This is a genomic window from Acinetobacter sp. NIPH 284 (assembly GCF_000369425.1).
In the GTDB taxonomy this organism is placed as follows: Bacteria; Pseudomonadota; Gammaproteobacteria; order Pseudomonadales; family Moraxellaceae; genus Acinetobacter.
This window is the reverse complement of the sequence record NZ_KB850011.1, coordinates 441,078-467,440: the sequence shown is the minus strand read 5'-3', so window position 1 is coordinate 467,440 and position 26,363 is coordinate 441,078. Positions and strand designations below refer to the sequence as shown.

Genomic DNA, 26,363 nt, shown 5'->3' with positions numbered 1-26,363 from the left:
ACCGCTTAATTACCCATACACTCGTTAAAGAAACGACTAAAAAGCTTATCTATTGAGTTAACCAACCATTTTTTCCTTTTTGCTTTAACCCATGCCCACATTTTTTCAATAGGATTAAGGTCAGGACTATAAGGTGGTAACCAAAGTATTTGATGCCCATGTTGGGCTAATAGATCTTGTATATCTTGTCGTTTATGGAAGGCTGCATTGTCCATGACAATTACACTATTCGAGGGTAATTCTGGTAATAAAAACTTATCTACCCAAAAATGAAATACATCCGAATTTACTTTGCTATCAAATAAACCCACTGCAAATAACTTACCCTCATGGATTGCTCCTATTGCATTAGTTTGATTTTTTAATTGCCAATTATATGTTCCATAACAAGGAGTTCCCTGTTTTGAATAACCATGAGGTCTATGTTCATGAGATTTAAATCCACTTTCATCAAGATAGATAATCTGGTGTTGATACCTTAATCGGTTTAAATCTTTTAAATACTGTTCTCTGAGTTCTGTTTTTGCTTTCGGGTGCCGTAAGGTCTTTTTTTAACTGTGATATTTAGACGCTTGAGCGCATCTCCAATTGTAGAAGTACCACAACCAAAACGAGCAGCGCGTTCATATTGATAATCATCAGGATATTGCTCAACATCTGCACGTAAGGCATCATCATCAACTTTAGATGGTTTTCTTGGTCGAGTTCTTTTTATTTCGATTCGCTTTTTCCATTCGACAATTGTATTTTTATTAATTTCGAAGTGCTGAGCAACCGCTCGGATAGATTGACCTTCTTCAAGCTTGGCTAATATTTTCTTTCTAAAATGTATTGGATAACTCATATTGGTATTGTATTGGTTTTTTGACGTGTTGACTATATTGTTTGGACATTGCTCAATAAACGTGGAAATTCAGATACAAAAGAGCGTATTGCTTTGATTCAACGCTTTATCTCCATTTTTGGTAAAGACCGTATTGTGAATGTGTTTGCAGATAGAGAATTTATCGGTGAGAAATGGTTTACATGGTTAATTGAAAATGACATTAACTTCTGTATACGTGTTAAAAAAACTTTATTGTGACCAATCACTTAGCTAAGAATCATAAAATTAGTGATTTATTTCGTCATCTTCAAGTTGGTCAAACAGAATGTCGTAAACGACGTATTTGGGTTGGTCGAGTGAAACTGTATATTAGTGCGTTACGATTAGAAGATGGAGAACTTTTACTTGTTGTTTCTCCTAGGTTTAATGCTTCTGCTATTCGTGATTATGCATTACGCTGGGAAATCGAAACCTTATTTAGTTGTCTCAAAGGACGTGGATTCAATCTTGAAAATACTCGTTTAACAGACCCTAGACGAGTCAAGAAATTGATAGCAGTGCTAGCCATCGGTTTCTGTTGGTGCTATTTAACAGGTGAATGGCAACATGATCGAAAAAAAGCGATAAAAATAAAGAAGCATGGACGACTTTCAGTCAGTTTATTTCGATACGGTTTAGACTATGTTCAGATGGCTATTCTACGTTTGATTGGTTTTGGAAAAAAAGAAGAATTTAAGAAAGTGCTCGCAATTTTAAGAAAGAAAAAGCCTGATAGGACAAGGGCTCTATGAAATTTGTCGTGTACAGAGATTCTAATTTTCTGCTTCGATGAATTGTTGTCGATATTGCTTGGGTGATACTTCAAAAGTTCGTTTGAATGCTTGGCTAAATGCTGTTTCAGAAGAATAGCCCACTTTGTTTGCAATCAGATGAATGGAGTAATTACTTTTACGTAAATATTGGCTTGCTAAGCGCATACGATGTTGTTGTAGATAAGCCAAGGGAGATTCTCCGATCACCTCATGAAATAAACTTGCAAATTTTGAACGCGACATGCAGCATTGTTCTGCAAGGGTTTCAACTGTCCATGCATCTTCAGGATGGTTATGAATTGCAGCAAGGCTGTTGCTGAGTTCGGGGTGGTTTAAGGCACTCAGCCAGCCATGTTGAGTTGAGATTTGCTGGATATGATCCCGAATACACTTGATGAGTAAGATATTCACCAGATGGTCAATGATGATGTCCCGTCCAGCCTGAATATTTTGTGTCTCTAATGCTAAAAAGTGTAAACCTATTTGTAACCATTCAGGTGCTGTATTTTCTCCGTGTTGAATATGAATGATTGAAGGTAACGCTTGAATAAATGGACGTGCCATGATGGTGTCAATTTGGCAGCGTACCGCTAAAATCAGGTTTTTTTCTGCTGATTCAGTGCCAAATTCAACAGCATCATTCTTATGTCCATCAAACAATTTTGAAATATCGACTGCATTCACAAGCTTTGTGATGGAGTTATCGGCACCCGTATGTGCTGTTCCAGAAGGAATTAGGATAATTTCACCAGCATGAGCAGTTAAACTATTTTGTGAATCAATTTGAATGAAAACTGAACCAACTAAAACAATATAAACAATCAGGGCGGTTTGATCCTGACAGATAAAACTCCATTCTCCCTGAGTTTTCAAGTAGATATATTCGGTGTGATTTAAATGTATATCAGCAAATATTTTACTTAAAGCAGCATCCATATGATTTTTAAATTATGTATTCATTTTAAATTATAGAGAGCTACTGTAATAACTCAATATGTGTTTATAGGACAAAAACAGGGGTGATGATGCCAAAGACTTTGACATAGGTTTTTTGGACGCTTGCAACTGTCATGAAATTCATAATTCATCAAAATATACATATATACAAAGACATGGATAAGATGATGAATGCACCAGTAAATGTTGAGCAAGAACTTACGCCAGTAAGCATTTCAAAATCGAAAACTGAATTGGATCGTAAACGTTATTTATGGGCAATTAGCCCAGCTTTACCTGCAATTGGAATTGGCATTTTAGCAGGTTATCAATTTGCACCTCGTCCACTGAAAAAAATCTTTGCATTAGGCGGGCCAATTGTTTTGCACATCGTTATTCCAGCAATTGACGCATTGATTGGAAAAGATGCAAATAACCCAACTGATGAAGATATTAAACTACTTGAAAAAGATCCGTATTATTCACGCTTAGTGAAAAGCTTTCTTCCATTACAATATACAGCTAATTTTTATGCGTGTTATTTATCTAGCCGTAAAGAAACTTCATTTATCGATAAAATCCTATTGGGTATTTCAATGGGTGCGATCAATGGTATCGCAATCAATACTGCACATGAGCTTAGCCATAAACATGATCGCATAGATCATATTCTTTCTCATCTTGCTCTTTTACCAACAGGATATAATCACTTCCGTGTAGAACATCCGTATGGACACCATAAACGCGCTGCGACACCTGAAGATCCAGCATCTTCACAAATGGGTGAAACATTCTATGAGTTTTGGCCCCGTACAGTCATTGGTTCTTTTAAATCTGCTGTTGAGATTGAAACTAATCGTTTGAAACGTAAAGGTAAAAAATTTTGGTCAACTGAAAATGAATTATTGCAAGGCTGGGGAATGAGTGCTGCCTTTCATGGTTCAATGATCGGATTATTCGGTAAAGGTGTCATTCCTTACTTAGCGACTCAAGCTTTTTACGGTATTAGCTTGTTTGAAATCATTAATTATATTGAACATTATGGTTTAAAACGTCAAAAAGATAAGAATGGTAAATATGAACGTACGATGCCAGAGCATAGCTGGAACAATAACAATATTGTGACCAACTTATTCTTGTATCAATTACAGCGTCATTCAGATCATCATGCTTATCCAACACGTCCATTCCAAGCACTGCGCCATTTTGATGAAGCACCAGAATTACCTAGTGGTTATGCAACAATGTTATTACCAGCATTAATTCCACCACTATGGTCAAAGATGATGGATAAGCGTGTATTTGATCACTACAAAGGTGATTTGAATAAAGCCAATATCTATCCAAAACGTCGTGCAAAACTATTTAAGAAATTTGGTGTAGTGGATCAATCTTTACAACAAGCACCAGTTGAAGCTGTAACAACTGAATAATCCAAAAGCTTTCCCAAAGCAGAAGCATTGATCATTCATGGTCAGTGCTTTTTTCTTGTATTAAAAATTTAAAAAACAAAAGTTTTTGCATCATGTTGCTGTATATCTATAAAGAGTACTTAAAAATAATTGTGTAATGACAGCATGAGGCGATGATGACAAAACATTATGATTATATTGCGATTGGTGGTGGAAGTGGTGGGATTGCATCGGTCAATCGTGCTGCGATGTATGGGAAGAAATGCGCCTTGATTGAAAAGGCTGAAATTGGTGGAACCTGTGTTAATGTCGGCTGTGTGCCTAAAAAAGTCATGTGGTATGCAGCACATATTGCTGAATCAATTGAAAAATATGGTCCTGATTATGGCTTTAACAGTAAAGTTGAATCTTTCGATTGGCAGACACTGGTCAAAAATCGTCAAGCTTATATAGAACGAATTCATTTATCTTATCAAAATAGCCTAAGTAATAATAAGATTGATCTTATTCGTGGTGCCGCTCATTTTATTGATAAAAATACTATCGAAGTCAACGGTGAGAAATTCACAGCAGATCATATCCTGATTGCAACAGGGACACAGCCATCATTGCCTGATATTGATGGTGTTGAATATGGCATTGATTCGAATGGTTTCTTTGAACTAACGGCTTTACCTAAAACAGTTGCAGTGATTGGTTCGGGTTATATTGCAGTTGAATTGGCTGGGGTACTTAATTCTTTAGGTTCACAAGTTGGATTATTTATCCGTAAAGATCTACCTGTTCGACGTTTTGACTCTTTCTTAAGTGAAACTTTGGTTGAAGTGATGCAAACAGATGGAATTACTATACATACACAAGCTGTTCCTAAAAAAATCACTAAGAATGCCGATGGCTCTGTCGTATTACATTTAGAAAGTGGCGAAAGTCATACTGTCGATTGCTTGATTTGGGCAACTGGACGAGAGCCGAATACAGCAAGCCTAAATCTGGACCAAGCCAATGTTCAGCTTAATGAACGAGGTTATATTCAAGTGGATCAATTCCAGAATACATCCCAAACAGGCATTTATGCGGTGGGAGATATCACAGGGAAAATGGAGCTGACACCTGTAGCAGTCGCAGCAGGTCGAAGATTATCCGAACGGCTTTTTAATCATAAGCCTGATGAATATTTAGATTATGACAATATTCCGACAGTGGTGTTTAGCCATCCACCTATAGGGACGGTTGGGATTACCGAAAAAGAAGCCATTGAACAATATGGTCAGCAATCAGTAAAAGTTTATCACTCATCATTTACATCTATGTTTAGTGCGGTGACACAACATAGACAGCCTACTAAAATGAAACTGGTTTGTGTGGGTGACGATGAGAAAATTGTCGGTATTCACGGTATCGGTTTTGGCATGGATGAGATTCTGCAAGGTTTTGCGGTTGCTTTAAAAATGGGAGCGACTAAAAAAGATTTTGATAATACCGTTGCGATTCATCCAACATCTGCGGAAGAGTTTGTGACGATGCGATAGCGCGCTATATGCAAATAAAAAGGACGTAAATAACGTCCTTTTTAAATTTTTTGTTTAAATGGGTATTTATTTCAATTCACTCGAAGATTTCCCCAATTCACGACGAGCAATAATGAGCTGTTGAATCTGTTGTGTACCTTCAAAAATATCAAGGATTTTTGAGTCACGTGCCCATTTTTCTAATAACTCATCTTCACCATAGCTTGCAGCTAATTCGACGCATTTGAGAGTAATTTCATTACCAACACGCCCAGCTTTTGCTTTAGCAATCGAAGCTTCTTTTGAGTTTGGCTTCTTATTGTCAGCCATCCATGTGGCTTTAATCATAAGTAGGCGAGCAGCCTCCCACTCAGCTTCCATACGATAGATTTGAGCAGCCAAATTTGAGGTTTGCAAATAAGGCGTTTTGTAGTCAGGATCAAGCTGATCTTTAAAAATTTCTTTAATACGTTCTAATGATGCCTTTGCACAACCGATTGCCATTGCTGCAACAAGTGGACGAGTGTTATCAAAAGTTTCCATAACACCAGCAAAACCTTTAGCAACATCAATTTCTGGATTACCCAATAAATTTGCAGCAGGTACACGGCAGTCCGTAAAGCTAATCACCGCCGTATCTGAGGCTTTAATCCCGAGCTTGTGTTCCAGACGTTCAACTTTCATACCTACTGTACCTTTAGGTACAACGAAAGATTTAATCGCAGCACGACCGAGCTTTTTATCTAGGGTTGCCCAAACTACAACGGAGTCAGCACGTTCACCAGAAGTGACAAAGATTTTTTCTCCATTTAAGATGTAATCATCACCATCTTTGGTTGCTGTTGTACGAATAGCCGCGGAGTCTGAACCACAACCAGGTTCAGTAATCGCCATAGCAGCCCAAGTTCCTTTGAAACGTTCAAGTTGTTCATCATTGGCAACTGCTGCAATCGCAGAGTTGCCCAAGCCTTGACGTGGCATACTGAGCAGTAAGCCTGTATCACCATAACACATTTCAATAATACCAAGTGCCGCAGACATGTTGCCGCCATTCACAATGGCATATGGGTTCGCTGTCCCTCGTTTACTCGCATTGGCAGCACCCACACCTTCGCCACTTTCATTCATACCATCTAATAGCGCAGCGAGCATGTCCAATTCTTTTGGATAGGCATGTTCAGCTTTATCATATTTGCGTGAGATTGGACGCAAAACATTGATTGCAGTTTCATGCGCCTGATCAACCAACATTTTAAATTTTTTCGGATTTTGTAAGTTCATTATTATTCTCCAAAATTACGCATGTAAGCCAGAATGTAAGATAGCGGTTGCGCGTAGATCACGATACCAACGTTCAACAGGATGTTCCTTAGTAAAACCATGACCACCTAAGATTTGAACACCATCTGTACCGATTTTCATTGATTTTTCGGCACAAAGTAATCGTGCCAGATAGGCTTCACGATGGAACGGTTTACCCGCTTCAGCCAAGCTTGCCGCATTTAAAACCAACATACGCATAGCATCAATTTCAATGGCCATATCGGCAATCATGAAAGCAACACTTTGACGATGCGAGATGGGTTCGCCAAAAGCAGTACGTTCATTTGCATATTTAATACAGTAAGCTTTGATTGCTTCTCCTGTACCAATCGCCATGGCGCACCACATTAAGTTTCCAAGGTCGACAAATGCAGTGTAATCAAAATCAGCATCGCCTAAGCGTAAAGCTGGTGTTTGATTGAATTGAAGTGTTGCTGTTTCAGTTGCTTTTAATCCCATTGCTGGATTAGCTTTGATTGCAATCGTTTCATTTGACTGCACAACAAAAATATCAGGTTGACCGTTGAACTCAGCACTGACAAGGAATACATCGGCAGTACCGCCTAGAATAACTAAGGTTTTTTCACCTGTAATGTAGAATTGACCGTTTGCTTCAGTTGCAGTTGTTTTTAACTGATATGGATTAAATGCAGGAGTCGCTTCTTGAAATGCAAATGTTGCGGTAACGTCATTATCCTCAGCAAACACAGGCAAATACATCGATTGAACTTGTGTTGAACCCCAACGGGTAATTGCATTAATAACGCTAAATGTGCTGAGCAGACCTGCTGTTAAACTGAAATCACCTTTTGCCAAACTTTCAGCGATTAGTATATTACTGACAATATTTTGTTCAGCGGCAACACCACCTGATGCTTCAGGTAACGCATAGTAGTTCAAACCTAAGTCGACCAAATGTTGCCAAAGTTGTTCTGGGAATTGTGCTTGATGATCAGCGTCATGCGCTAAAGCATATAAAACTTCTTCAGCGAATTGAGACATTGCATCAACCGTCATTTGCTGTTCTTCAGTCAGACTGAGATCAAACAAATTTTTATTAACTTGATTCGGGAGGCGTTGCTTATCAATTGCTTGTGGTTTAAAAGCTTTTTGTGTTTTATTCAGTACTTTAAAACCTGTTTTTGATCCTTGATATAATGATTTCTCTACAAATTTTCTTAATTTGAGTTGATCTAATACTTCGCTTCCTGCGATTTTAGTGATCAAAGATAGCCCAAAGCCTTGAGCTTTATTCATCATATTCGACATGATTTTATCCTAGAGGATGGTTGTAAAATTATGCTGACATGCTCTAGTCAAAAAAACTATGTCTTGTTTGACGTGCTAAATTAAGAAAGATAAAGGGTAAAATGATTCGTATATAGATTTTATCTTATTGTTTTTAAATGAATAAAAAAAATATCAGAAAAATAAATTTTTAAAAAAATTGACCAAACTGACAAATCAGATTGGTCAAAATGACTTTAGATATAGTGCTTATGCAAACTGACGAATCATTTTTCGTACATTGGTCTTTGCTTCGATCACGGTCATAAACGTATATGCACCAATAAACTTACGGCTAATAAACATAAATTCTTTTGGTGGAACCGAGAAATAGCGCGATGCCATAGACTGTGCTGCCTGTTGCATGACACGGCTATGCAATTGGCTTTTCTTCCAATCGTAGCGATCTTGCTCATCCATTACACCTGCTGGCATGTCAGGATTGTTAGCTGGACAGCTAAATGCTTCTGTGGCGATAAGGAACACATCTGCCATACCTGGTTTGATACTTTCAGGCATTGCATCAAAGAACTCGTAGCCTGTCATCGCTTTAACCATTTCATCTTTGTTATGGTTATAACCAGCATGGATCAGGTTACGTGCAACAGTGAGCAAATTCTCATCGAACTGACGAATTGCACCAAAGTCGAGGAGAACGATTTTGTCCTTTACATCATCGCCGTTACCCAAACGAACAAGATAATTACCGAAGTTCGGATCGGTTTGCATTTCGCCCCATTCAAACAGCTCACGTACTGCAATTTCCAAAGAAGCTTCGCCTAATTGGTTACGACGTTCTTGGGGGAGGGAGAGCATGACAGGGCTATTTACAGGCACACCACGTTCAAAGGTCATGCACAACACTTTTTTAGCGCAAAATTCATCGACAATTTCAGGAACGATATAACGAGGATCATCTTTGAGGCGTGCAGCAAAGCGGCGAGTTGTCGCGGCTTCGATGTCATAGTCGACTTCTCGATGCATCATTTCACGAACTTCATCAAACCACTGATCAAATTCACGTGTTTGCGGCACCATACGCGTGAGTTTTAACATGTTCCTGAAAAGGTTCATGTCTGAATCAATTGCTTCAGCGACACCTGGATATTGAATCTTTAAGACTAGCTCCAAACCATCTGATTTACGTGTCGCACGATGAACTTGAGCAAGTGAGGCTGTACCGATTGGTTCATGATCAATCGTGAGTTCATCTAATTTTGAACCTAACTGTTCTTGCAAATGCGCTTTGATTGCAGGCCAAGCTAGTGCGACAGTTTGATTGTTCAGTGTATTTAATGCTTGTGTAATTTCTTCAGGTAAGAAATGTTCGCCGTATAAAGCCATCATTTGACCAATCTTTACGATTGATCCTTTTAGTTTTCCTATTTCAGAAACTAAATAATGAGCTTGTTCAGCCATGGCTTTTTTACGCTTTTTCTCTTTTTCTTCTTCACTAGAAAAAATTGAAGTAGCGCTAGCAGTCGCCCAACGTGTTCCAGCGAGTAAAGAGGCTTTTGCAATAGATAAGCGACGATCTACAGAGGAGGTTTTTAGATTCTTAAGCTTATCGTTCTGATCTGACATGAAAGAAAAATCCTATGCTGAAATCGGAGGGTTGAAAGCCGAGACTTAAATTGTAGCGGATATTACAGCTTTTGAACGTATTAAAATAGTTCAATCTCTTGAATTGTCAGTCTAAATTTGTGAATTAGGTCAATAAATCAGAATAGCCTAAGTAAAATTTAACTTTCAAATTTGGCTTTCGTATACAGATGTCCTAAATCCTAAACTGAATTTTTAGATTAGATTTTCTCATTAAAGCAGCACGATTAGTATGAATATGAGCAATCAACATACGCTTTACATGACTATGATGAAAGCCTAAAGCATGAGCTTTCACAATAATGATACTGGGTAATGTAAAGAAAAAATACTTGGTGTCGTCTAAAGTCGCATTTTTAAAAATACCTTCTTCAATCAAAGTATTCCGAAGAAAAATTTTCTCTTCTTGCACAGTAGTAGATGACTCATCATCCCAATAATTCTGACGCATTGCCATCAAATTATTATGTTTATAACTCATCGTTGCTTGAGCTCATTCTGTTTACTATTAGCAAATATATGTGGTTAATTGAGTGTTTATCAAGAATAGATTTATCTCAAAAATAGCCTAAGTAAATTTAATCCTTAATTTTTAAATGCTACACTTATACTACTTTAATCACTAAAGCAAAGAACTGAAAAAAAATGACTCCAGCTTGTAAGTTATTAGAAAAAAATAAAATAGCATTCACAATTCATGAATATGAACATGATGTAAATGCAAAAAGTTTTGGCTTAGAAGCCGCAGAAAAACTCAATCTAAATGTAGATGAAGTATTCAAAACGCTAATGGTCACCGATGAAAAAAATTATTTCATCGCAGTTTTGCCAGTGAATTATCAATTAAATTTAAAAAAAGTTGCATCAGCAATAGGGTGTAAGAAGTTACAAATGGCCAATCCAAAAGATGCTGAACGTTTAACTGGTTATTTAGTAGGTGGAATTAGTCCTCTAGGGCAGAAAAAACGACTCAAAACTGTAATAGATGAAACAGCGAAATCATTAAATAAGATCTATGTAAGTGGTGGAAAAAGGGGGTTGGACATTGGTCTTAACCCAATTGATCTAGCTAGGTTACTGGAAGCTACATTTTCAGATGTTTTAGATTGTTAATATATTTAAAAGGGCTTTAAAACATAAAGCCCTTTTTATTTGATTTATAAAAACAATAAAAGAATGAATCATAATTAAAATATTTAATAATGAGAATTATTATCTTTTGTATTTTTCTTGATCTAAATTAATTTTTCACAATAAAAAACAAAGTATTAAGTTCAAAAGGCTAAGTTATTTTATAATTGCTATTATTAATGATAATTATTATCATTAATAATAGCAATTACGATGAATGCCATTGTAATAAGGTTTGTTTAGAGCTCAAAACATTCGAAAAAAATTAACTCTCTCTTTATAAGAGGATACCGACAGATGCAATCACTTGCCAATCGGTTGGCGATACAACACTTCGTCAACGCATATACGCAAGAAACTGGCAAAGGTCACTTGCTTAATAAAAATCAGCAAAGTCTGCAACAACAAGCGTTTAGCCAAGGTTTAAGGTTCGATATGAAAACTATTTCTCAGCAATTACCAGATTATTTTGAATACCACGAAGATGGCACACAATACTACTTACGCCAAGTGCAATACCCACAAGATATTCCTTTGCTACATCAATGGATGCATGAGCCACATGTTATTCCACAGTGGCAATTGAATAAGTCAGAACTGGATTTACAGGTTTACTTCGACAAGATGCTGGCAGATGACCATCAACGTTTATTGATTGTGGGTGTGGATAGCAAAGATGTGGGTTATACCGAGATCTATGAAGGTAAGCGTGATCGTTTAGGTCGTTATTACGAAGGTGATGACAATGATTTAGGTTGGCATTTACTTTTTGGTGGTAAGTCATTGTTTAGTAAGGTCTTTTACATCCAGCCATTCGTTTGCTCAGCTTCTATATTTTTGAACATTCACAAGCGAAAAAAATTGTGGGTGAGCCAGATCATACCGTTAAACCTTATGCAGCAGTGGTGGTAGAGCTTTGTTATGAAAGCCAACGTTTAATACCGATGCCTGAAAAAACAGCGATGTTGTACCACTGCTTTAGAGAAACTTTCTATAACAAGTTTGGTGAATATTACCAAACATCACAACAACAGCTAGCAGATCAGCCAGCCAAACTTCTGAGTGTTACATGAGCTTATATATCAATGAAATGCATATCTTAGACATGCGCTTTGCGGCGAATGTCTCTGTTGCAGAATTTGAACAATGGTTAGCACGGATTCAGCACTATTTCGAACATAAGCAAAATTTCGTGTTGATCATACAAACCGATGTAAATACTGAATTTCCTGAAGAATATCGGGTCATTCAGGGGAAATGGTACAAACAATATAAACAAGATTTTTATCAATATTGTTTAGGCCTTGCTCGCATTGCCCAAGATGAGGCAGATCGTATTCGATTAGACACGCCAGCTTTGCAAAAAGCCTGGCATGTTCCTTATTTTGTCAGTTTAGAAAAGACCGATGCCGTGCAATGGGCGATGCAGAGGTACTTATGAATCAACACATAAAACCTGACCAAGATTTTCCAATCAAAACAGTTTCTGCACTGAGTTTAACTGTGGTGGTGGTGTTGTACCTTGCACATGCATTGCCACTGTACTTTTACAATGTTGCCTTACCTGCGATTCTACGTCATCAAGGGGTCGATCTGCGTTGGATTGGCATGTTGTCGCTACTGTATATCCCATGGGCCTTTAAGTTTTTTTGGGCGCCCTTAATTGATCGTTTTTATTTTAAGGCACTTGGTAAACGTAAAACTTGGCTTTTATTCACTCAAATTGCCTTGGTATTCGGTGTCGTTGCCTTAGCTTTGACACAATTCGATTACGGTCTAAGTATCTTTGTCATTGTCGGTCTATGGATTTCAACCTTTGCCGCAACCCAAGATATTGCGATAGATGGTTATACCGTTGAAACCTTTTCTGAATCCGAATATCGCCTAGGCAGTATGGCACAAAGTATTGGTGTGGCACTGGGCAGTATGATTGGTGGTGCTGCAACTTTGTGGCTGTATCAATTGTATGGTTGGCAAACCGCGCTGATTTGTTTAGCTGCAATGACAGCACTGACCATGCTTGCAGTGTTTCAAATCAAAGAAAAAACCAATACTGAAAAAATTGCAAAGCAAGCACCGAGTCTGATTCGAGCCTTTAAGCGCCCTGAGATGCTTTGGGCCTTGGCTTTGATTGTCTATTATCGCGTAGTCGAAGCGCCAGCAATGGCCATGCTGAATCCGATGTTGATTGATCAAAAATGGTCATTGGCAGAGATTGGTGTACTAATGTCTGTGATTGGCGCGGGCATTGGTTTATTGGCAGCAGTAACAGCCGCATTCCTGTTAAAAAAAATTGCAGCAACACAATTACTGATTTGGGCTGGTTGGGCACGCAGTTTGGTGTATGCCTTACTGGGCATCGCGGTCTTATTCAGCTGGTTTAATCAGTGGCAAATGTTATTGGGGCTATTTGTTGTGGTTATTTTGGCGATTCGTTACGTCGCAATGACTGCTTTATATGCGCACTTCATGCATACCAGCTCTCAGGAACAAGCTGGAACAGACTTTACCATTTTGGTCTGTTTTGAACTTCTGGTTTATTTCATTGGCGGTGCAATGTCTGGTTTCTTGGCCAAAGCATTTGGTTATGGAAATTTCTACCTCATTCTCGCAGCAGCATCTGTGTTGAGCGTCTTGCTCAGCCAAGTGTTAATCCACAAAGCAAAACAAACGGAACAACTCACCTAGGGGTAATTTATGAAAGTACGTTCACTTTCGACATCATTAACGCTGTTAAGCTTAGCAATCAGTAATCAGCTATATGCTCAAACAGTTGAAACAGATGCATCTGTTCAAACGACTGCTGCTGTAACAAGTCAGAAACCAACCCAACTTGCACCTATTGTACTGACAGCATCGCGTTCAGCACAAAGTATTGCTGAAATTGCAGGTACGGTGTATCGCATTGAACAAGAAGATATTGCAAAACAAGCCGCTGCGGGTAAAAGTACAGCAGATATTTTAGGTTTATTAGTTCCATCGCTAACACCAAGTTCTGGTACTACCAGTAACTATGGAATGACCATGCGTGGCCGTACAGTCCAATATATGATTGATGGTGTACCACAAACGGGTTCGCGTGATAGTTCACGTCAATTAAATAGTATTAGCCCTGATATGATTGAGCGTGTTGAAGTGGTCTCTGGTGCAAGTAGTATTTATGGTTCTGGTGCAACAGGCGGTATCATCAATATCATTACTAAAAAAGGGTCGACCTATGGGGTTCATTTTGAATCCAAACTCGGTGTAACGTCAGGCGATAACTTTAAAAGTGATGCTTTGGCTTATGAAGCATATCAATCCGCTGCGTTTAAACAAGGCGATTGGAATGGTTTCTTAGGAGCAAGCTATACCAAACGCGGTGAGATTCAAGACAGCCACGGTGACCGAATTGGACCTGAAGTCGCACAAACGGATCGTCAAGATACGGAAACTATCGATGTTAATGGGCGTTTAGGTTGGCAGTTTGCTGACAAGCAAAGTATTAGCGTTGGTGCGCAATATTATAATGATGAACAAGACAGTGACTATGGTGCAGATTATGGACCAGGTTTAGCTGTTTTATTGGTTAAAGGTGCAAAACCAAGCCAGAAAGCAGTCAAAGGTTTGGAACTTAATACTCAGCCAAGAACGAAACGTGCAGCAGTCAATGCACAATATGAAAACCAAGATTTCTTTGGTCAGACTTTAAATGCGGAGGCTTACTATCGAACTGAAAAAGGTAGATTCTATACGAGTGCAAATACTTTGGCACATGCATCCATTCCAGGTGGAGGAACATATATTGTTACCCAGTCTGAGACGGATATTGATGTATTTGGTGCAAGGTTAGCGTTACAGAGTAAACTGGATCTTGCAGAGCGAGCTTTACATTTAACGTATGGAATGGATTTTGATAAGGAAAAAGGAAAAGCAACAGCCCAGTTATATGATTTGAATACATTTATTAGTAGTAATGGTTTGAAATTCAAACCATTAAATAATTATGGTTTTGGTCCAGATGTAGATACTGAGAAACTCGGTTTCTTCTTACAGAGCCAATTTGAAGTCACTGAGCGCTTAAATTTACAGGCGGGTGTTCGTCATGAGAGTATTGATAGCCAAGTACAGGATTCTGTTCCTTATTCTGAAGCGATGGTTGCAGACTTCGTCTCAGGATATAGTCCTAAAACTTTAAATGGTAGTTCGGTCAAGCATGATGCAACTTTATTTAACTTAGGCGCAGTTTATCATTTAACAGATGCTCAACAAGTCTTTGCCAATTTCTCTCAAGGTGCAAACTTACCAGACGTACAACGTATGCTCAGAGACGTTCCAGCAAACTTTGTTGTAAGCAATCAAACCATTGATCCAATTAAAGTGAATAGTTTTGAGCTAGGTTGGCGTCTACAAGACAATGCGTTAACCACAGGGCTTACGGCGTTCTATAACAAGTCGGATAAATCTTTGAAATTTGGTCCACCAAACTTTGCAATCGAAGTGATTGATACCGATGAACGTGTTTATGGCCTAGAAGGTAATGTGAAGTATGCTGTTACCGATGCATGGAATGTCGGTGGTACTTTGGCTTATACACGTGGTCAATTTAAAAATACCAGTGGTAAATGGCAAGAGTTAGATGCGATTCGTGTTGCACCCTTAAAAGGGACTCTCTATTCAGATTGGCAATTTAATGATGGTCTAGGTTTACGCGTTCAAACTCTTGCAGTTGGCGGTACAGATAAAGCGCGTAAAGATGCAATTGAGTATGGAAGCCGACCACCAGCAGAAATTAAAGGTTTTGCAGTGATGGATGTGATTGCCAATGCGAAAGCCGGTCCGGGTACATTAGGATTTGGTGTTTATAACGTTTGGAATACTGATTATAAGTCTGTATATAGCCAAGCAGTTTCGACCGTGTATGGCGATATTTCTAGTCTAGCTGCACAAGGTCGTACTTATGGTTTGAGTTATACCCTCAAATACTAATCTAATCAAAAAGGCATCTGTTAGATGCCTTTTCTTTTGATGAATTTCATGATGAACAATAATTTAAAGTTTTTAGCGCTAGCTGCTTTGATCAATGGAACTTGTTTTTCCATGATTCTCCCTTTACTTGCTCCATTGACACGACAATTACATTTATCTGAATTCCAAGGTGGTGTGATTGTTTCAGCAGGGGCAATCTGTATGGCGATTGCATCGATCTGGATTGCGAAAAAGAAAAGTCAGCTATCTCCCAACCAACTCGTCAATTATGGTTTTTGGGGAATGACCTTTACTTGGGCTATTTTCACCTTGATTCTGTATTTTGGAACACAAGCGATTTTACCCACGTTATTGATTTTTATCTTACTGGTATTGAGTCGTGCTTCTACAGGTATTTTTATGGCTTTACCGCAAATTGGCCTGCAAAGTTATGTAATGACACATGCGAGTGAAGCTGCTGATCGTAGCAAGCAAATGGCTATGTTTGGTGCGATGAATAGTTTTGGGATGATTATCGGCCCGTTTGCAACCTCAGTTTTATTGTTTGCTGGTTTACTTTTCCCGATCTGGATTGCTGTGGCTTTACTTGGCTTAGTCAGTATTGCACTCGGCATCCTGTTTAGTAAAAGTCCGCAAGTTCAGGCTGAGTCATTCAATCCGCAACAAGATAAAGATAATGCACGAGCGAATGAGCCAATTCTGAAGCAAAGTCTGATCTGGTTAACTCTAGGTTTTGTCACTTATGTTGCAATTGTGACTTTAGATATGACGGCAGGTTTTTATATTCAGGATAAGTTTTATCTCAGTAGCCAACAGAGTGCAGTTTATTTTTCTCAATGCATGTTGGTTGTTGGGGTCTGTTTGGTGCTAACTCAGCTTTTCATCGTGAAAGTGTTTAAACTCAAATTAAATAGTTTGGTGATTATTGGTTTAGTCACCATGTGTTTTGGTCTATTACTTTCACTCTACGCACCTACAATTTTTGTATTTCAGGCCACTTATATTTTTTATGGTATTTCTGTCGCATGTTTATTACCTGCATTTACCACAGGCGCTGCTCAGGCTGTATCACAACAGTCACAGGTTAAGATGGCAAGTTTTTGTACGGCGACACAGGCATTAGGTTTAATTGTTGGTCCCTTACTCAGTACATTCCTGTACCGTTTTAATACCCATTTCCCATTCTATTTATTACTGTTCTTAACCCTATCGATTGGCCTTTATTTTAGTTGGATGTTGATTCGAAAAGAAGCTGAAACTGCATTGCTACTTGATGAATAAAAGGAGTTTTGGTTAAAAACAACTCATCTTTTTTCTCATAATGCAAGTATTCCGACTGTTTCAGTCATATATTGCTATGATGAGGCGCCTTTATGTTTATTTTTTAATCAAATTTATTTCATTTGTTTACTATTTGAATTTTAAGCTTATTTTTTAGTTACCCTATAAAGCGTATAACAAAACAAAGGAGTAACAATGCTGATTTTTCATGATTATCCTGTTCAGGGGGCAATTTTTGATATGGATGGAACAATGTTTGATACAGAGCGACTACGCTTTCAGACATTAAAACAGGCCTCTCAGGAACTCATTGGACAGGAATTTTCAGATGATTATTTGATGCAGTGTCTGGGTTTAAGTGCCAAAACTGCTGAACAACTTGCAAAAAAATATTATGGAGACAACATCTCCTATCAAGAGATTCGTCAACGTGCCGATACCTTGGAACTTGAATTGATTCGTCAAAATGGTGTTCCAGTCAAGAAAGGGCTGATGCAGGTTCTGGAACGCTTAAGAAAATCTGGTTTAAGAATGGCTGTGGCGACTTCAAGCCGTCGGGCAATTGCGGAAGAATATTTAATTAACGCCAATGTCTACAAATTTTTTGATTTACTGGTCTGTGGTGATGAAGTTGAACGGGGCAAGCCACATCCTGAAATTTTTTTACAGGCTGCCCAAAAGCTAAATTTACAGCCTGAACAATGCCTTATGTTTGAAGACTCCGAAAATGGAATTTGCTCAGCCTGTGATGCAGGTGGTATTACGCTGCTATTTAAAGACATTAAAGAACCCAATGATCATATGCTCTCTAAAGCAAATTTTTACTATCAGGACATGTATGAGTGCCTGAATGCTTTGGATCAATATATCCCTGAAATGGGTATGCCACAATTACAAGAATTATTTCCGCAAAGTGTCAATCAATTGACTGTTGGGATTCATGGCTTTGGTGCTATTGGTGGGGGATATGTGGCACAGATTTTGTCCTATTGGGATGGTTACACACGCCCAAAACGCATTCTGACATCAACCCGAAATCGCTTATATTTAGAATCAGTGAACAGTTTTGGTAGCTATAGTATTCGATATGGTCAGTCTTGTTATGATGAGCGTATTGATAATCTAACTGTGATTGATGCTGACAATGAACAGCAGATGTTAGAGATGTATATGCAATCTAGCCTGATTGCACTGTGTTTACCAGAACAAGCGATTGAGTCCGAGGCGAAAACGATTGCGAAGGGACTATTCGCCCGTTTTATGTCAGCAGATGCAGATAATAATGAGCCAATTACCTTTTTGATTATTCTCAATAAAGTCTGTGCAAAGTATTTGGTCTTAAAACATATCCGTGAAGCCTTACTTTCCATGACGAATGAAGATATTGCAGAACATATTTTAAGTGAACATTATTTTTGCGATACCGTGGTCAATCGAATGGTATCCAAGCTTACCGATCAAGCCCTATTTCGTCAGCTCAATATTAAGCATAATCTGTTCAAACAATATCAAAATGATCTCAATCCAGAAACGATTGAACTTTCAGAGGAAACCGCTCTGACTGTAAAGCAAGAACAGCAGATTACCCATTGTTTAGAAGACATGCGTGGGCAGTTTCAAACAGGGCAATTTCTACAAAATATGGATTTGATCCTATTCCATAGTGAAATGGATATGCCGATTTATGTGGAAAATCGCAGCCCATTGTTGAGCAAAATGCGTCAAATGATTTTGGTGGATCAGATTTCTGAGATTCAAATCATTAAAAATCGTTTGTGGAATGGCTGTCATGCGATGCTTGCTTGGTATGCCAGTTTAAATGGGTATGAGACGATTGGTATTGCGATGGCTGATTTAGCAGTTCGACAATATGCTGAAAGACTGGTTGATGAGGTTAAATTAGGTTTAGCTAATTTAATCCCAAATCAAAAAAAGCAATTGGATCGAATGGCTGAGAGTTTTTTAAACTCATGTCGATCTGCTTATAAATATCCATGTGAACGTGTAGCTCGTGATCCGCTTAGAAAACTCAATTTGAATGAGCGTGTTTTAGGTAGTTTAGAATCTCATGTACAGCAACAACTTCCTTATCAGAAGTTAATGCAAGGTGCAATTTATGGCTATGCCTATGCACTAAAAATGCTTGGGCTGGACGAGATTAAGATTGCAAAGCATGTCCAGAGCAATATCGAACATATGGACATCACTGAAAATCAGAAAAAAGCCTTATTAAACCAGCTCTATCAAGGGATTCAGACAGAGCTCAAGGACGAAGTATTCCTGTCACAACAATCTGAGGAATTGAAACCTCTAACCGCTTAGGCATTAGTGATTATAGTGTAAAGCAGCTTAACTTCGATCTAGGTTTATGTTTGAATAACACGACTTTAAACAGAATGCTAAAGTTGTGTTATTACAAGCAGACACCCAGCTGATTGCGACCGAAATACGTGATTATCCCGAATGGCACAAGGGCCGTTCAGATTATGGGCTTTGGTATATTGAGATTGATCAACCTGAATTGATTCAATATTTAGATGAAATTCAAACACAGTTTTCTGATCTATTACTTGCTACACAGCAACGCCAATACCACATTACACTATTTGTTTGTGGTTTCTTACAACCTTCAGCTCATCAGTACGATGACGATTTTCAGATTCAACAATTACAGCAGCAGATCAAGCTGATTGAAGCATTACAGCTCAAATCTTTTGAGCTTGAAATCATACAGATCGATAGCTTTAGTAGTGCTTTGTTTCTACAGATTAAAGATCATCAGGGCGTACTAGAACTAATTCGTCAACAATTTGCTCAAGTATCTGGGGAAATTGCAGCACTCGAATATTGTCCGCATATTACTTTAGGCTTGTATCGTGAAGCTTGGCTGAGTGATATTATACTTGAGCGGATGCAACAACTTTCGGTAAAAACTATAAATATTGAGGTCAAAAAACTGACTTTTGGTTATTATAAAGCACAGATTTTACAAGGATTCCTATATTCTTATCGGCAAATTGAACTAGGTTAGACATGTTGCAACTAATTTTAGGTGGGGCGCGCTCAGGTAAAAGTCGTTTGGCAGAACAAACAGCCAAAGAGACAGGTTTATCGGTCATTTATATTGCAACGGCGCAGGCCTTAGATACTGAAATGCAGCAGCGTATTGCGCATCATCAACAACAACGTCCTGATGATTGGCAATTGTGTGAAGAACCTATTTTTCTTGCGGATCAACTGTTGCAATTAGATCAAGATAATCAAGTGATCTTGGTGGATTGTTTGACCTTATGGCTCACCAATTTATTGTTATCCGATCATGCTGAATTACAACAGCAGCAAACAGACAAATTTTTAAACCTATTACCCCAACTCAAATCACATATTATTTTAGTGAGTAACGAAACTGGACTGGGTGTCGTTCCTATGGGTGAAATTAGCCGTCGATTTGTGGATGAAGCGGGACGTTTACATCAAGCTTTAGGGCAATTAGCAAATAAAGTGGTGTTCTGTGTGGCAGGTTTCCCAATGATTTTAAAAGATGAGAAATAATATGACTGAACAAGCGCAATGGTTTTTAGCCGAAGTACAGCAACCTGATCTAGATGTAAAACAACAAGCTGAGCAACGTCAACTTCAATTGACCAAACCAACAGGCGCATTAGGTGATTTAGAGCAAATTGCGATTAATTTATCTGCTTTACAAAGAACAGTTTTCCCTAAAATTAACAAACCTTGGATTACTATTTTTGCTGGTGATCATGGTGTTGTAGCAGAAAATGTTTCAGCCTATCCTCAAGCAGTAACTCGTCAAATGTTGCAAAACTTTGCTTCGGGTGGTGCAGCAATTAGTGTAATTGCTAAACATCATCATGCCTATTTACAAGTGATTGATTGTGGGACAGTAGGCGATAGTTACAATTATGTTGGAGTTGAATGCCATAGTATTCGTGCTGGCACTGCTAATTTTGTAGAGCAAGCTGCGATGACCAACCGAGAGTGTTTAGCAGCGTTAGAGCTGGGTAAAAATAGCGCCGATCTTGCTAAGGCGAAAGATGCGGATATTTTTATTGCAGGTGAAATGGGAATTGGCAATACCTGTTCAGCTTCAGCACTTGCTTGTTTGTTGCTGAGTGAATCAGCCCAGCAAGTTACAGGTTTAGGAACAGGAATTAATATTGAGCAATTACAACATAAAATAAAAGTGATTGATCAAGCAGTAAAGCTTCATAGAGCAAATGTGGCCAATGATGCATTAAAAATTTTGGCTGCTGTAGGTGGTTTGGAAATCGCTGCAATCACAGGGGCTTATTTACGATGTGCGCAAATTGGTTTACCCATTATCGTCGATGGCTTTATTAGTTCGGTCGCAGCTTTATGTGCAGTACGTATTCAACCACAAAGCCGTGAGTGGATGCTTTTTGGACATCAATCAGCGGAATATGGTCATCAGCGTGTTCTAAAAGAATTGGATGCCCAACCAATCTTAGCAATGAATTTACGTTTAGGGGAAGGCAGTGGTGCTGGTGCGGCATTATCTATGATTCAGCTTGCATGTGTCTTACATAATCAAATGGCAACATTTGCTGAAGCTGCTGTAACAGGTGATAAAGTTGCAGATTGATTTACTGCGACATGGTGAAACGACTTTAAGCCATACGCTACGTGGGCACTTGGATGATGATTTGACTGAACAGGGTTGGTTGCAAATGCAATCAACCATTCAGCAGTACATCACTACTCCAATGGATTGGGATGTGATTATCAGTTCACCTTTGCGGCGTTGTCGTCGCTTTGCAGAGCATTTGGCAGATCAGCTCGGATTGCCAATGCGGGTCAATGAGCATATCAAAGAAATGTATTTTGGTGATTGGGAGGGTATTTCCACCCAAGTAATTTATGAAGCTGAACCTGAGCGATTAGCAAATTTTTGGCAATTTCCGACTCAATATCATGCGCCGAATGGTGAATCTTTAACCCAGTTTCAACAAAGAATTTTCATTGGTTTTGAGCAGATTTATACTCAAATACAAGAACAAAATGGGCAAAAGGCTTTAGTGATTACACATGGTGGCGTCATCAAATTACTTACCTGTTTAGCACGCCAACAAAACTTAGATGATTTATTAAAAATGCCTGCTGAACTGGGCAAGCTCTATCAACTTGAATGCTCTAAAAGATTAGATGAGATGTATTTTGAAGAAAAACATTGATAAATAAGTAATAAGAGATTTTTCGATCATCACACACTGCCATAAAATTGTAATCGTACTGTCATTGTCACTGCCTATGATACATGGCATTTCTTAAACGATAAGCAAATTCATTATGAATATATTATTGAAAAGCAGTCTGTTATGTGCAAGTATCTTACTGGCAGCATGTGATAATAATGAGCAACAATCACAGTCTAGCCCGGAACAAAATACATCATCAAAATATTATCAAACCAAAACACCATACCAACCACAACAAGATCTAAAAAAATACGAAGCGATTCCACAAGGTTTTAAACCTGTTTTCACTGAGTTAGTGGCACGTCATGGTTCTCGAGGATTATCGAGCATTAAATATGATTTGGCACTTTATAATTTATGGAAACAAGCCAAGGCTGAGAATGCTTTAACACCTTTAGGTGAAAAACTAGGTGCTGATTTAGAAAATATGATGAAAGCAAATATTTTGCTGGGTTACGGCGTAGATGGGATTCGCCAGTATGGATATGGCAATGAAACGATGCTTGGTATTCAAGAACATCGAGGTATCGCAGACCGTCTTTTACAGCGTCTACCTGAGCTATTTAAAACAGCAGCGACACAACCTGAATCTATTTTAGTTCAAAGCTCAGGCGTAGATCGTGCGGTTGATAGCGCCAAGTTTTTTACTGCTGAATTGATTCAACAACAACCGCAATTGAAGAATCAAATTACACCTACGTCATATACAAGTTTGGTCAGTACCAGTATTCCATCTATTGAAGATGGTGGCGTAGATCGTTTTAAACTTTATTTCCATAGCTTGAATAAAGATCAAGATTTGCTTAAACCATTATCAACACAACAACAAGCAATCTATGATGCAAGTCAAGCCTATCAAAAATTTGAAGCTGAAGATGTATATCTAAAAAATAAGTTAAATGATTTGGCAAAAGATACACGCGCACAGCAAATTGCAATGAATGTACTTAACCCAATTTTTAAGCCTGAATTTATCAAAAAATTAGGTACGACTGGTTATACTTTCAGTAATAGTGGCACTTATACCGTGACATCGCCAAAAGGTGAAACCATTACAGAAAAAGGTAAAGGGAAAAATACCATTGCAAGTGCTGTGGATGCCGCTGCTTATCTTTATGAGCTGTATTCAATTTCTGGTGGTATGCAGCTTGAATTAAAAAATGTAAATTTTGATCAATATATGCCTGTAGATGCTGCAAAATTCTATGCTGAATTTAACGATGCAAATGATTTTTATGAGAAAGGGCCAAGCTTTCAAGAATCAAATGCTGTCACCAGTAACATTGCTCAAGGTCTAAAACAAGATTTGTTTAAGCAAGTAGATGCAATTGTCGATAAACAACAGTCCCACCGCGCGGTATTACGCTTCGCACATGCAGAAATCATTATTCCACTGGCGACTAGTTTGGAGTTACATGACATGATGCAGCCTTTGCCTTTACGTCAAACCTATAACTACAGCAATAGTACGTGGAGAGGTGAAGTAGTATCGCCAATGGCTGCGAATTTACAGTGGGATATTTACCAAAATGCTCAAGGCACAACTTTGGTAAAAATGCTCTACAATGAAAAAGAGACCTTGTTTAAATCATCATGTAAATATGCACAATATAGTACCAACAGTTTCTATTATGATTATTTGAAACTCAAACAATGTTATCAAATTCAATAATCTAGTTGATTCATCATTTTAATTTGGGAATAGGGTTCTATTCCCATTTTTGTTTCTTCATAATCTGTAAATCATCAATATTGTTTGATAGAGATTTTTTGCATGACAGCTTTTTGGATTGCCTTGCAATTTTTGACAGTTTTGCCGATTAACTTAAAAACAATGCCTAATGCAAAACAAAATGGTCAAGCGATTTTATTTTATCCATTTATAGGCTTATTGATCGGACTCATTCTGTTTGGTGTATCCCTGATTTTAGTCAAGCTGCCAATTTTATTGATTGCCAGCATCATTTTAGTGTTATGGATATGGCTAACAGGTGGGCTTCACCTTGATGGTTTAGCCGATACAGCCGATGCTTGGGTGGGTGGTTTTGGTGATTCTGAACGTACACTCAAGATTATGAAAGACCCAAACTGTGGTCCAATCGGTGTACTGAGTCTTGTTGTTGTTTGTTTACTCAAGTTTGCTGCGCTGTATGTACTGCTTGAGCAGCATCTCAATGCTTTTTTGATTCTCGTTCCAATGCTTGGGCGTAGTGTTCCATTATTTTTATTTCTAACTACAACTTATGTTCGTGATAAAGGGCTAGGACGTTCAATTACTGATTTTATCCCAAAGAAACTTACATGGACTATTTTTGTCATTACAATTGCATTACTTTGTGTGTTTAAATGGTTAGGATTGGTGACTTTTATCTGCTTTATTGCTGTATTGTTTTATTTAAGAGCTTTATTTATTAAGAGAATTGGTGGGATTACTGGTGATACTGTTGGCGCTGCAATTGAGCTGGTTGAGACAGGTTTAATACTAAGTTTTGTGATGGCTTCATTTTATATTTAACAGGTTTAATTCTAAAAAATTGATCCTCCTTAAATTAAGAAGGATCAACACAGAACTTAGGACGCTTTTCGGGCTGCTAATGTACAACCTAAAATCACCAATAAAGCGATGAGTCCAGCGATACTTCCTAACAAGATATCTCTGAGCGTTTTATCTAGTGGTAGCCATGTCCATTTATGTAGATATGCAAAACTAAAACCTTCTAAAGCATCTTGTTGAGTGACTTGTGCTGCAATCACACCGCTACTTGGCTCAATATACAGCCTGAGTTGATCACTTAAATTGCTTTCAACTTTAACTACGGGTAAACGTTTGTTGATAAAACCATATTCACCACTAAAACTGGTGACCCATGAGCTTTGTGTAAAGCGATCGACTGGTAAATGTAAATAGTCGGCAGCCAACTGTTTACTTTGCTCAAGGGTATTTAATTTTGTCGCTGTATTCGCATTGATCAATTCAATTGTAGGGGCAGCACTTTGAGCATGATGATTATGATCATATTCTTTGGCTGCGGTCATGCTGCCTTGTAACTGTGGATTACCTGTCAATTGAACCATCCAACCTGCTTGAGCGTGATCTTGAGCAAAGGAGATCGGTACAAGATTAAGGCGTTGTATGGGGTGTTGAACAGCCGTTTTCCATGAGATAGCACTTAAATCCTGTGTATAAAACATCGGCTGAATGTTCGCAATCTCAGATTTTTTATGCCAAACATGATAGAAACCACTGAATACCCATAGCAAGATAAATATACTTAGACTGATGCCCAAATAGCGATGTAAAAAGCGAATTGGCTTGTGAGCTAAACGATGGTTCTGGCGATTACGAATCCTAAAAAACAATCCAATTCCCATACAAGTCAGTACCAAAATGCCAATTAAAGCAATTTGCATCAGTATACTTTGTCCTGTCCACGGTTGATCACCCCAAGTCCATGTATGACCTAAACGAAATATTTTCGCCATCCACATTTTTTGGTCATTGGAGAGTGTGGCTAATCGAGATTGTGATGGATCGACATAAGCTCTTAAACCATTGTCAAAACTTACACGCCAAACAGGCAATAAACGATTCACACTTGGATAATCATCACTAAACTCAGTGATCAGTTCGGTCGAAACGATCTGTTGTTTGGCTAAACCTGTATACCAAATTGCAAGACGTTTTGCATCTTGTTGCTCTCCATCGGTGATGAGTTGACCCGATCGACTATCAAAATACTCCGCAATGTTTTGATTTGGTTGTAAAACTCGATAAGCTACAAGTTCAGGTTGTAGCTGAATGGTTTGTAATCCTGAAAATTCTTCAATTTTATGCTGCTGTAAAACCAAAGGTGCAGGCAAAGCATTTGTTAAATTCAGTTGCTGAGGTGGAGGCATTCGTTTGACGGGTTGAGGTTGTGTTGCACTCATAATTGGATGCAACACACCTGTTAAAGACCACATCAAAATCAGAATGCCAAGCACCATTCCAAAGCTACGATGAAATTTCAGTAACTTCTTGAGTTGATTGGCATTCATTG

At 38.3% G+C, this 26,363-nt stretch carries 21 protein-coding genes and 3 pseudogenes; 16 read left to right on the top strand and 8 right to left on the bottom strand.

Going from position 1 to position 26,363, the window contains the following annotated elements; genetic code table 11:
* Positions 1-5: 5 nt before the first annotated feature.
* Together F908_RS16095 and F908_RS08210 are read right to left on the bottom strand one after the other, a co-directional pair.
* A pseudogene (locus F908_RS16095) lies at positions 6-479 on the bottom strand (IS630 family transposase); the annotation flags it as partial.
* Between the two features lie 17 nt (positions 480-496).
* On the bottom strand, positions 497-844 hold the full coding sequence (locus tag F908_RS08210; protein WP_005156618.1) for an IS630 transposase-related protein: 348 nt from the start codon (positions 842-844) through the stop codon (positions 497-499).
* A 36-nt stretch (positions 845-880) separates the two neighbouring features.
* Here F908_RS08210 and F908_RS08200 point away from each other — a divergent pair.
* Positions 881-1,617, top strand: a pseudogene (locus tag F908_RS08200) (IS4-like element ISAba33 family transposase); the annotation flags it as partial.
* Positions 1,618-1,638: 21 nt separating this feature from the next.
* Here the strand turns inward: F908_RS08200 and F908_RS08195 are convergent.
* Positions 1,639-2,574, bottom strand: coding sequence for an AraC family transcriptional regulator (locus F908_RS08195; protein ID WP_005160295.1), 936 nt, complete (start codon positions 2,572-2,574; stop codon positions 1,639-1,641).
* 188 nt (positions 2,575-2,762) lie between these two features.
* On the opposite strand from F908_RS08195, the gene F908_RS08190 reads away from it, so the two are divergent.
* Both F908_RS08190 and gorA read left to right on the top strand, forming a co-directional pair.
* Positions 2,763-4,007 carry an alkane 1-monooxygenase gene (locus F908_RS08190; RefSeq protein ID WP_005160294.1) on the top strand — a complete coding sequence of 415 codons (1,245 nt, stop codon included), beginning with the start codon at positions 2,763-2,765 and terminating at the stop codon, positions 4,005-4,007.
* A 155-nt stretch (positions 4,008-4,162) separates the two neighbouring features.
* Positions 4,163-5,515: a glutathione-disulfide reductase gene (gene gorA / locus F908_RS08185; RefSeq protein ID WP_005160293.1), complete on the top strand. Its 1,353-nt coding sequence runs from the start codon at positions 4,163-4,165 to the stop codon at positions 5,513-5,515.
* Between the two features lie 66 nt (positions 5,516-5,581).
* Here gorA and F908_RS08180 read toward each other — a convergent pair whose 3' ends face one another.
* The 4 genes from F908_RS08180 to F908_RS08165 form a co-directional block, all read right to left on the bottom strand.
* On the bottom strand, positions 5,582-6,775 hold the full coding sequence (locus F908_RS08180) for an acyl-CoA dehydrogenase family protein (protein WP_005160292.1): 1,194 nt from the start codon (positions 6,773-6,775) through the stop codon (positions 5,582-5,584).
* A 15-nt stretch (positions 6,776-6,790) separates the two neighbouring features.
* Positions 6,791-8,077, bottom strand: a complete 1,287-nt coding sequence (locus F908_RS08175; protein ID WP_171063577.1) for an acyl-CoA dehydrogenase family protein — start codon at positions 8,075-8,077, stop codon at positions 6,791-6,793.
* Positions 8,078-8,314: 237 nt separating this feature from the next.
* Complete coding sequence (locus F908_RS08170; protein WP_005160290.1) at positions 8,315-9,688, bottom strand: ABC1 kinase family protein; 1,374 nt, start codon at positions 9,686-9,688, stop codon at positions 8,315-8,317.
* Positions 9,689-9,881: 193 nt separating this feature from the next.
* Positions 9,882-10,187, bottom strand: a complete 306-nt coding sequence (locus F908_RS08165; protein WP_005160288.1) for a hypothetical protein — start codon at positions 10,185-10,187, stop codon at positions 9,882-9,884.
* A gap of 164 nt (positions 10,188-10,351) precedes the next feature.
* Between F908_RS08165 and ybaK the strand changes: the two genes are divergently transcribed.
* The 13 genes and pseudogenes from ybaK (at position 10,352) to F908_RS08100 (ending at position 24,838) form a co-directional block, all read left to right on the top strand.
* A complete protein-coding gene (gene ybaK, locus F908_RS08160) occupies positions 10,352-10,819 on the top strand; it encodes a Cys-tRNA(Pro) deacylase (protein WP_005160285.1) in 468 nt (155 codons plus the stop codon).
* 453 nt (positions 10,820-11,272) lie between these two features.
* Positions 11,273-11,910: pseudogene (locus F908_RS08155) on the top strand (GNAT family N-acetyltransferase).
* Entirely contained in the window at positions 11,907-12,278 is a 372-nt protein-coding gene (locus tag F908_RS08150; RefSeq protein WP_005160275.1) for a hypothetical protein, read from the top strand. Before F908_RS08155 ends, F908_RS08150 begins: the two are co-directional and overlap by 4 nt.
* Positions 12,275-13,525 carry an MFS transporter gene (locus tag F908_RS08145; protein WP_005160272.1) on the top strand — a complete coding sequence of 417 codons (1,251 nt, stop codon included), beginning with the start codon at positions 12,275-12,277 and terminating at the stop codon, positions 13,523-13,525. The genes F908_RS08150 and F908_RS08145 overlap by 4 nt, the downstream gene beginning before the upstream one ends.
* Positions 13,526-13,534: 9 nt before the next feature.
* The gene (locus F908_RS08140; protein ID WP_005160271.1) at positions 13,535-15,805 is read left to right on the top strand and encodes a TonB-dependent receptor; all 2,271 of its coding nucleotides are present in this window, start codon (positions 13,535-13,537) and stop codon (positions 15,803-15,805) included.
* 24 nt (positions 15,806-15,829) lie between these two features.
* The gene (locus F908_RS08135; RefSeq protein WP_005160268.1) at positions 15,830-17,086 is read left to right on the top strand and encodes an MFS transporter; all 1,257 of its coding nucleotides are present in this window, start codon (positions 15,830-15,832) and stop codon (positions 17,084-17,086) included.
* A gap of 195 nt (positions 17,087-17,281) precedes the next feature.
* Positions 17,282-19,408, top strand: coding sequence for a bifunctional mannitol-1-phosphate dehydrogenase/phosphatase (mtlD, locus tag F908_RS08130; RefSeq protein WP_005160266.1), 2,127 nt, complete (start codon positions 17,282-17,284; stop codon positions 19,406-19,408).
* Between the two features lie 85 nt (positions 19,409-19,493).
* Positions 19,494-20,117, top strand: coding sequence for a 2'-5' RNA ligase family protein (locus F908_RS08125; protein ID WP_005160253.1), 624 nt, complete (start codon positions 19,494-19,496; stop codon positions 20,115-20,117).
* A gap of 2 nt (positions 20,118-20,119) precedes the next feature.
* Entirely contained in the window at positions 20,120-20,638 is a 519-nt protein-coding gene (cobU, locus tag F908_RS08120; protein WP_005160251.1) for a bifunctional adenosylcobinamide kinase/adenosylcobinamide-phosphate guanylyltransferase, read from the top strand.
* Position 20,639: 1 nt separating this feature from the next.
* A complete protein-coding gene (gene cobT, locus F908_RS08115; protein WP_005160249.1) occupies positions 20,640-21,710 on the top strand; it encodes a nicotinate-nucleotide--dimethylbenzimidazole phosphoribosyltransferase in 1,071 nt (356 codons plus the stop codon).
* On the top strand, positions 21,700-22,299 hold the full coding sequence (locus F908_RS08110) for a histidine phosphatase family protein (RefSeq protein ID WP_005160246.1): 600 nt from the start codon (positions 21,700-21,702) through the stop codon (positions 22,297-22,299). The genes cobT and F908_RS08110 overlap by 11 nt, the downstream gene beginning before the upstream one ends.
* Before the next feature lie 115 nt (positions 22,300-22,414).
* Positions 22,415-23,995, top strand: a complete 1,581-nt coding sequence (locus F908_RS08105; RefSeq protein ID WP_005160244.1) for a histidine-type phosphatase — start codon at positions 22,415-22,417, stop codon at positions 23,993-23,995.
* A gap of 102 nt (positions 23,996-24,097) precedes the next feature.
* Positions 24,098-24,838 (top strand): adenosylcobinamide-GDP ribazoletransferase, encoded by a 741-nt coding sequence (locus F908_RS08100; RefSeq protein WP_005160234.1) that lies wholly within the window; start codon positions 24,098-24,100, stop codon positions 24,836-24,838.
* A gap of 56 nt (positions 24,839-24,894) precedes the next feature.
* Here the strand turns inward: F908_RS08100 and F908_RS08095 are convergent, their stop codons facing one another.
* Positions 24,895-26,361, bottom strand: a complete 1,467-nt coding sequence (locus tag F908_RS08095; RefSeq protein ID WP_005160232.1) for a PepSY domain-containing protein — start codon at positions 26,359-26,361, stop codon at positions 24,895-24,897.
* Positions 26,362-26,363: the final 2 nt, after the last annotated feature.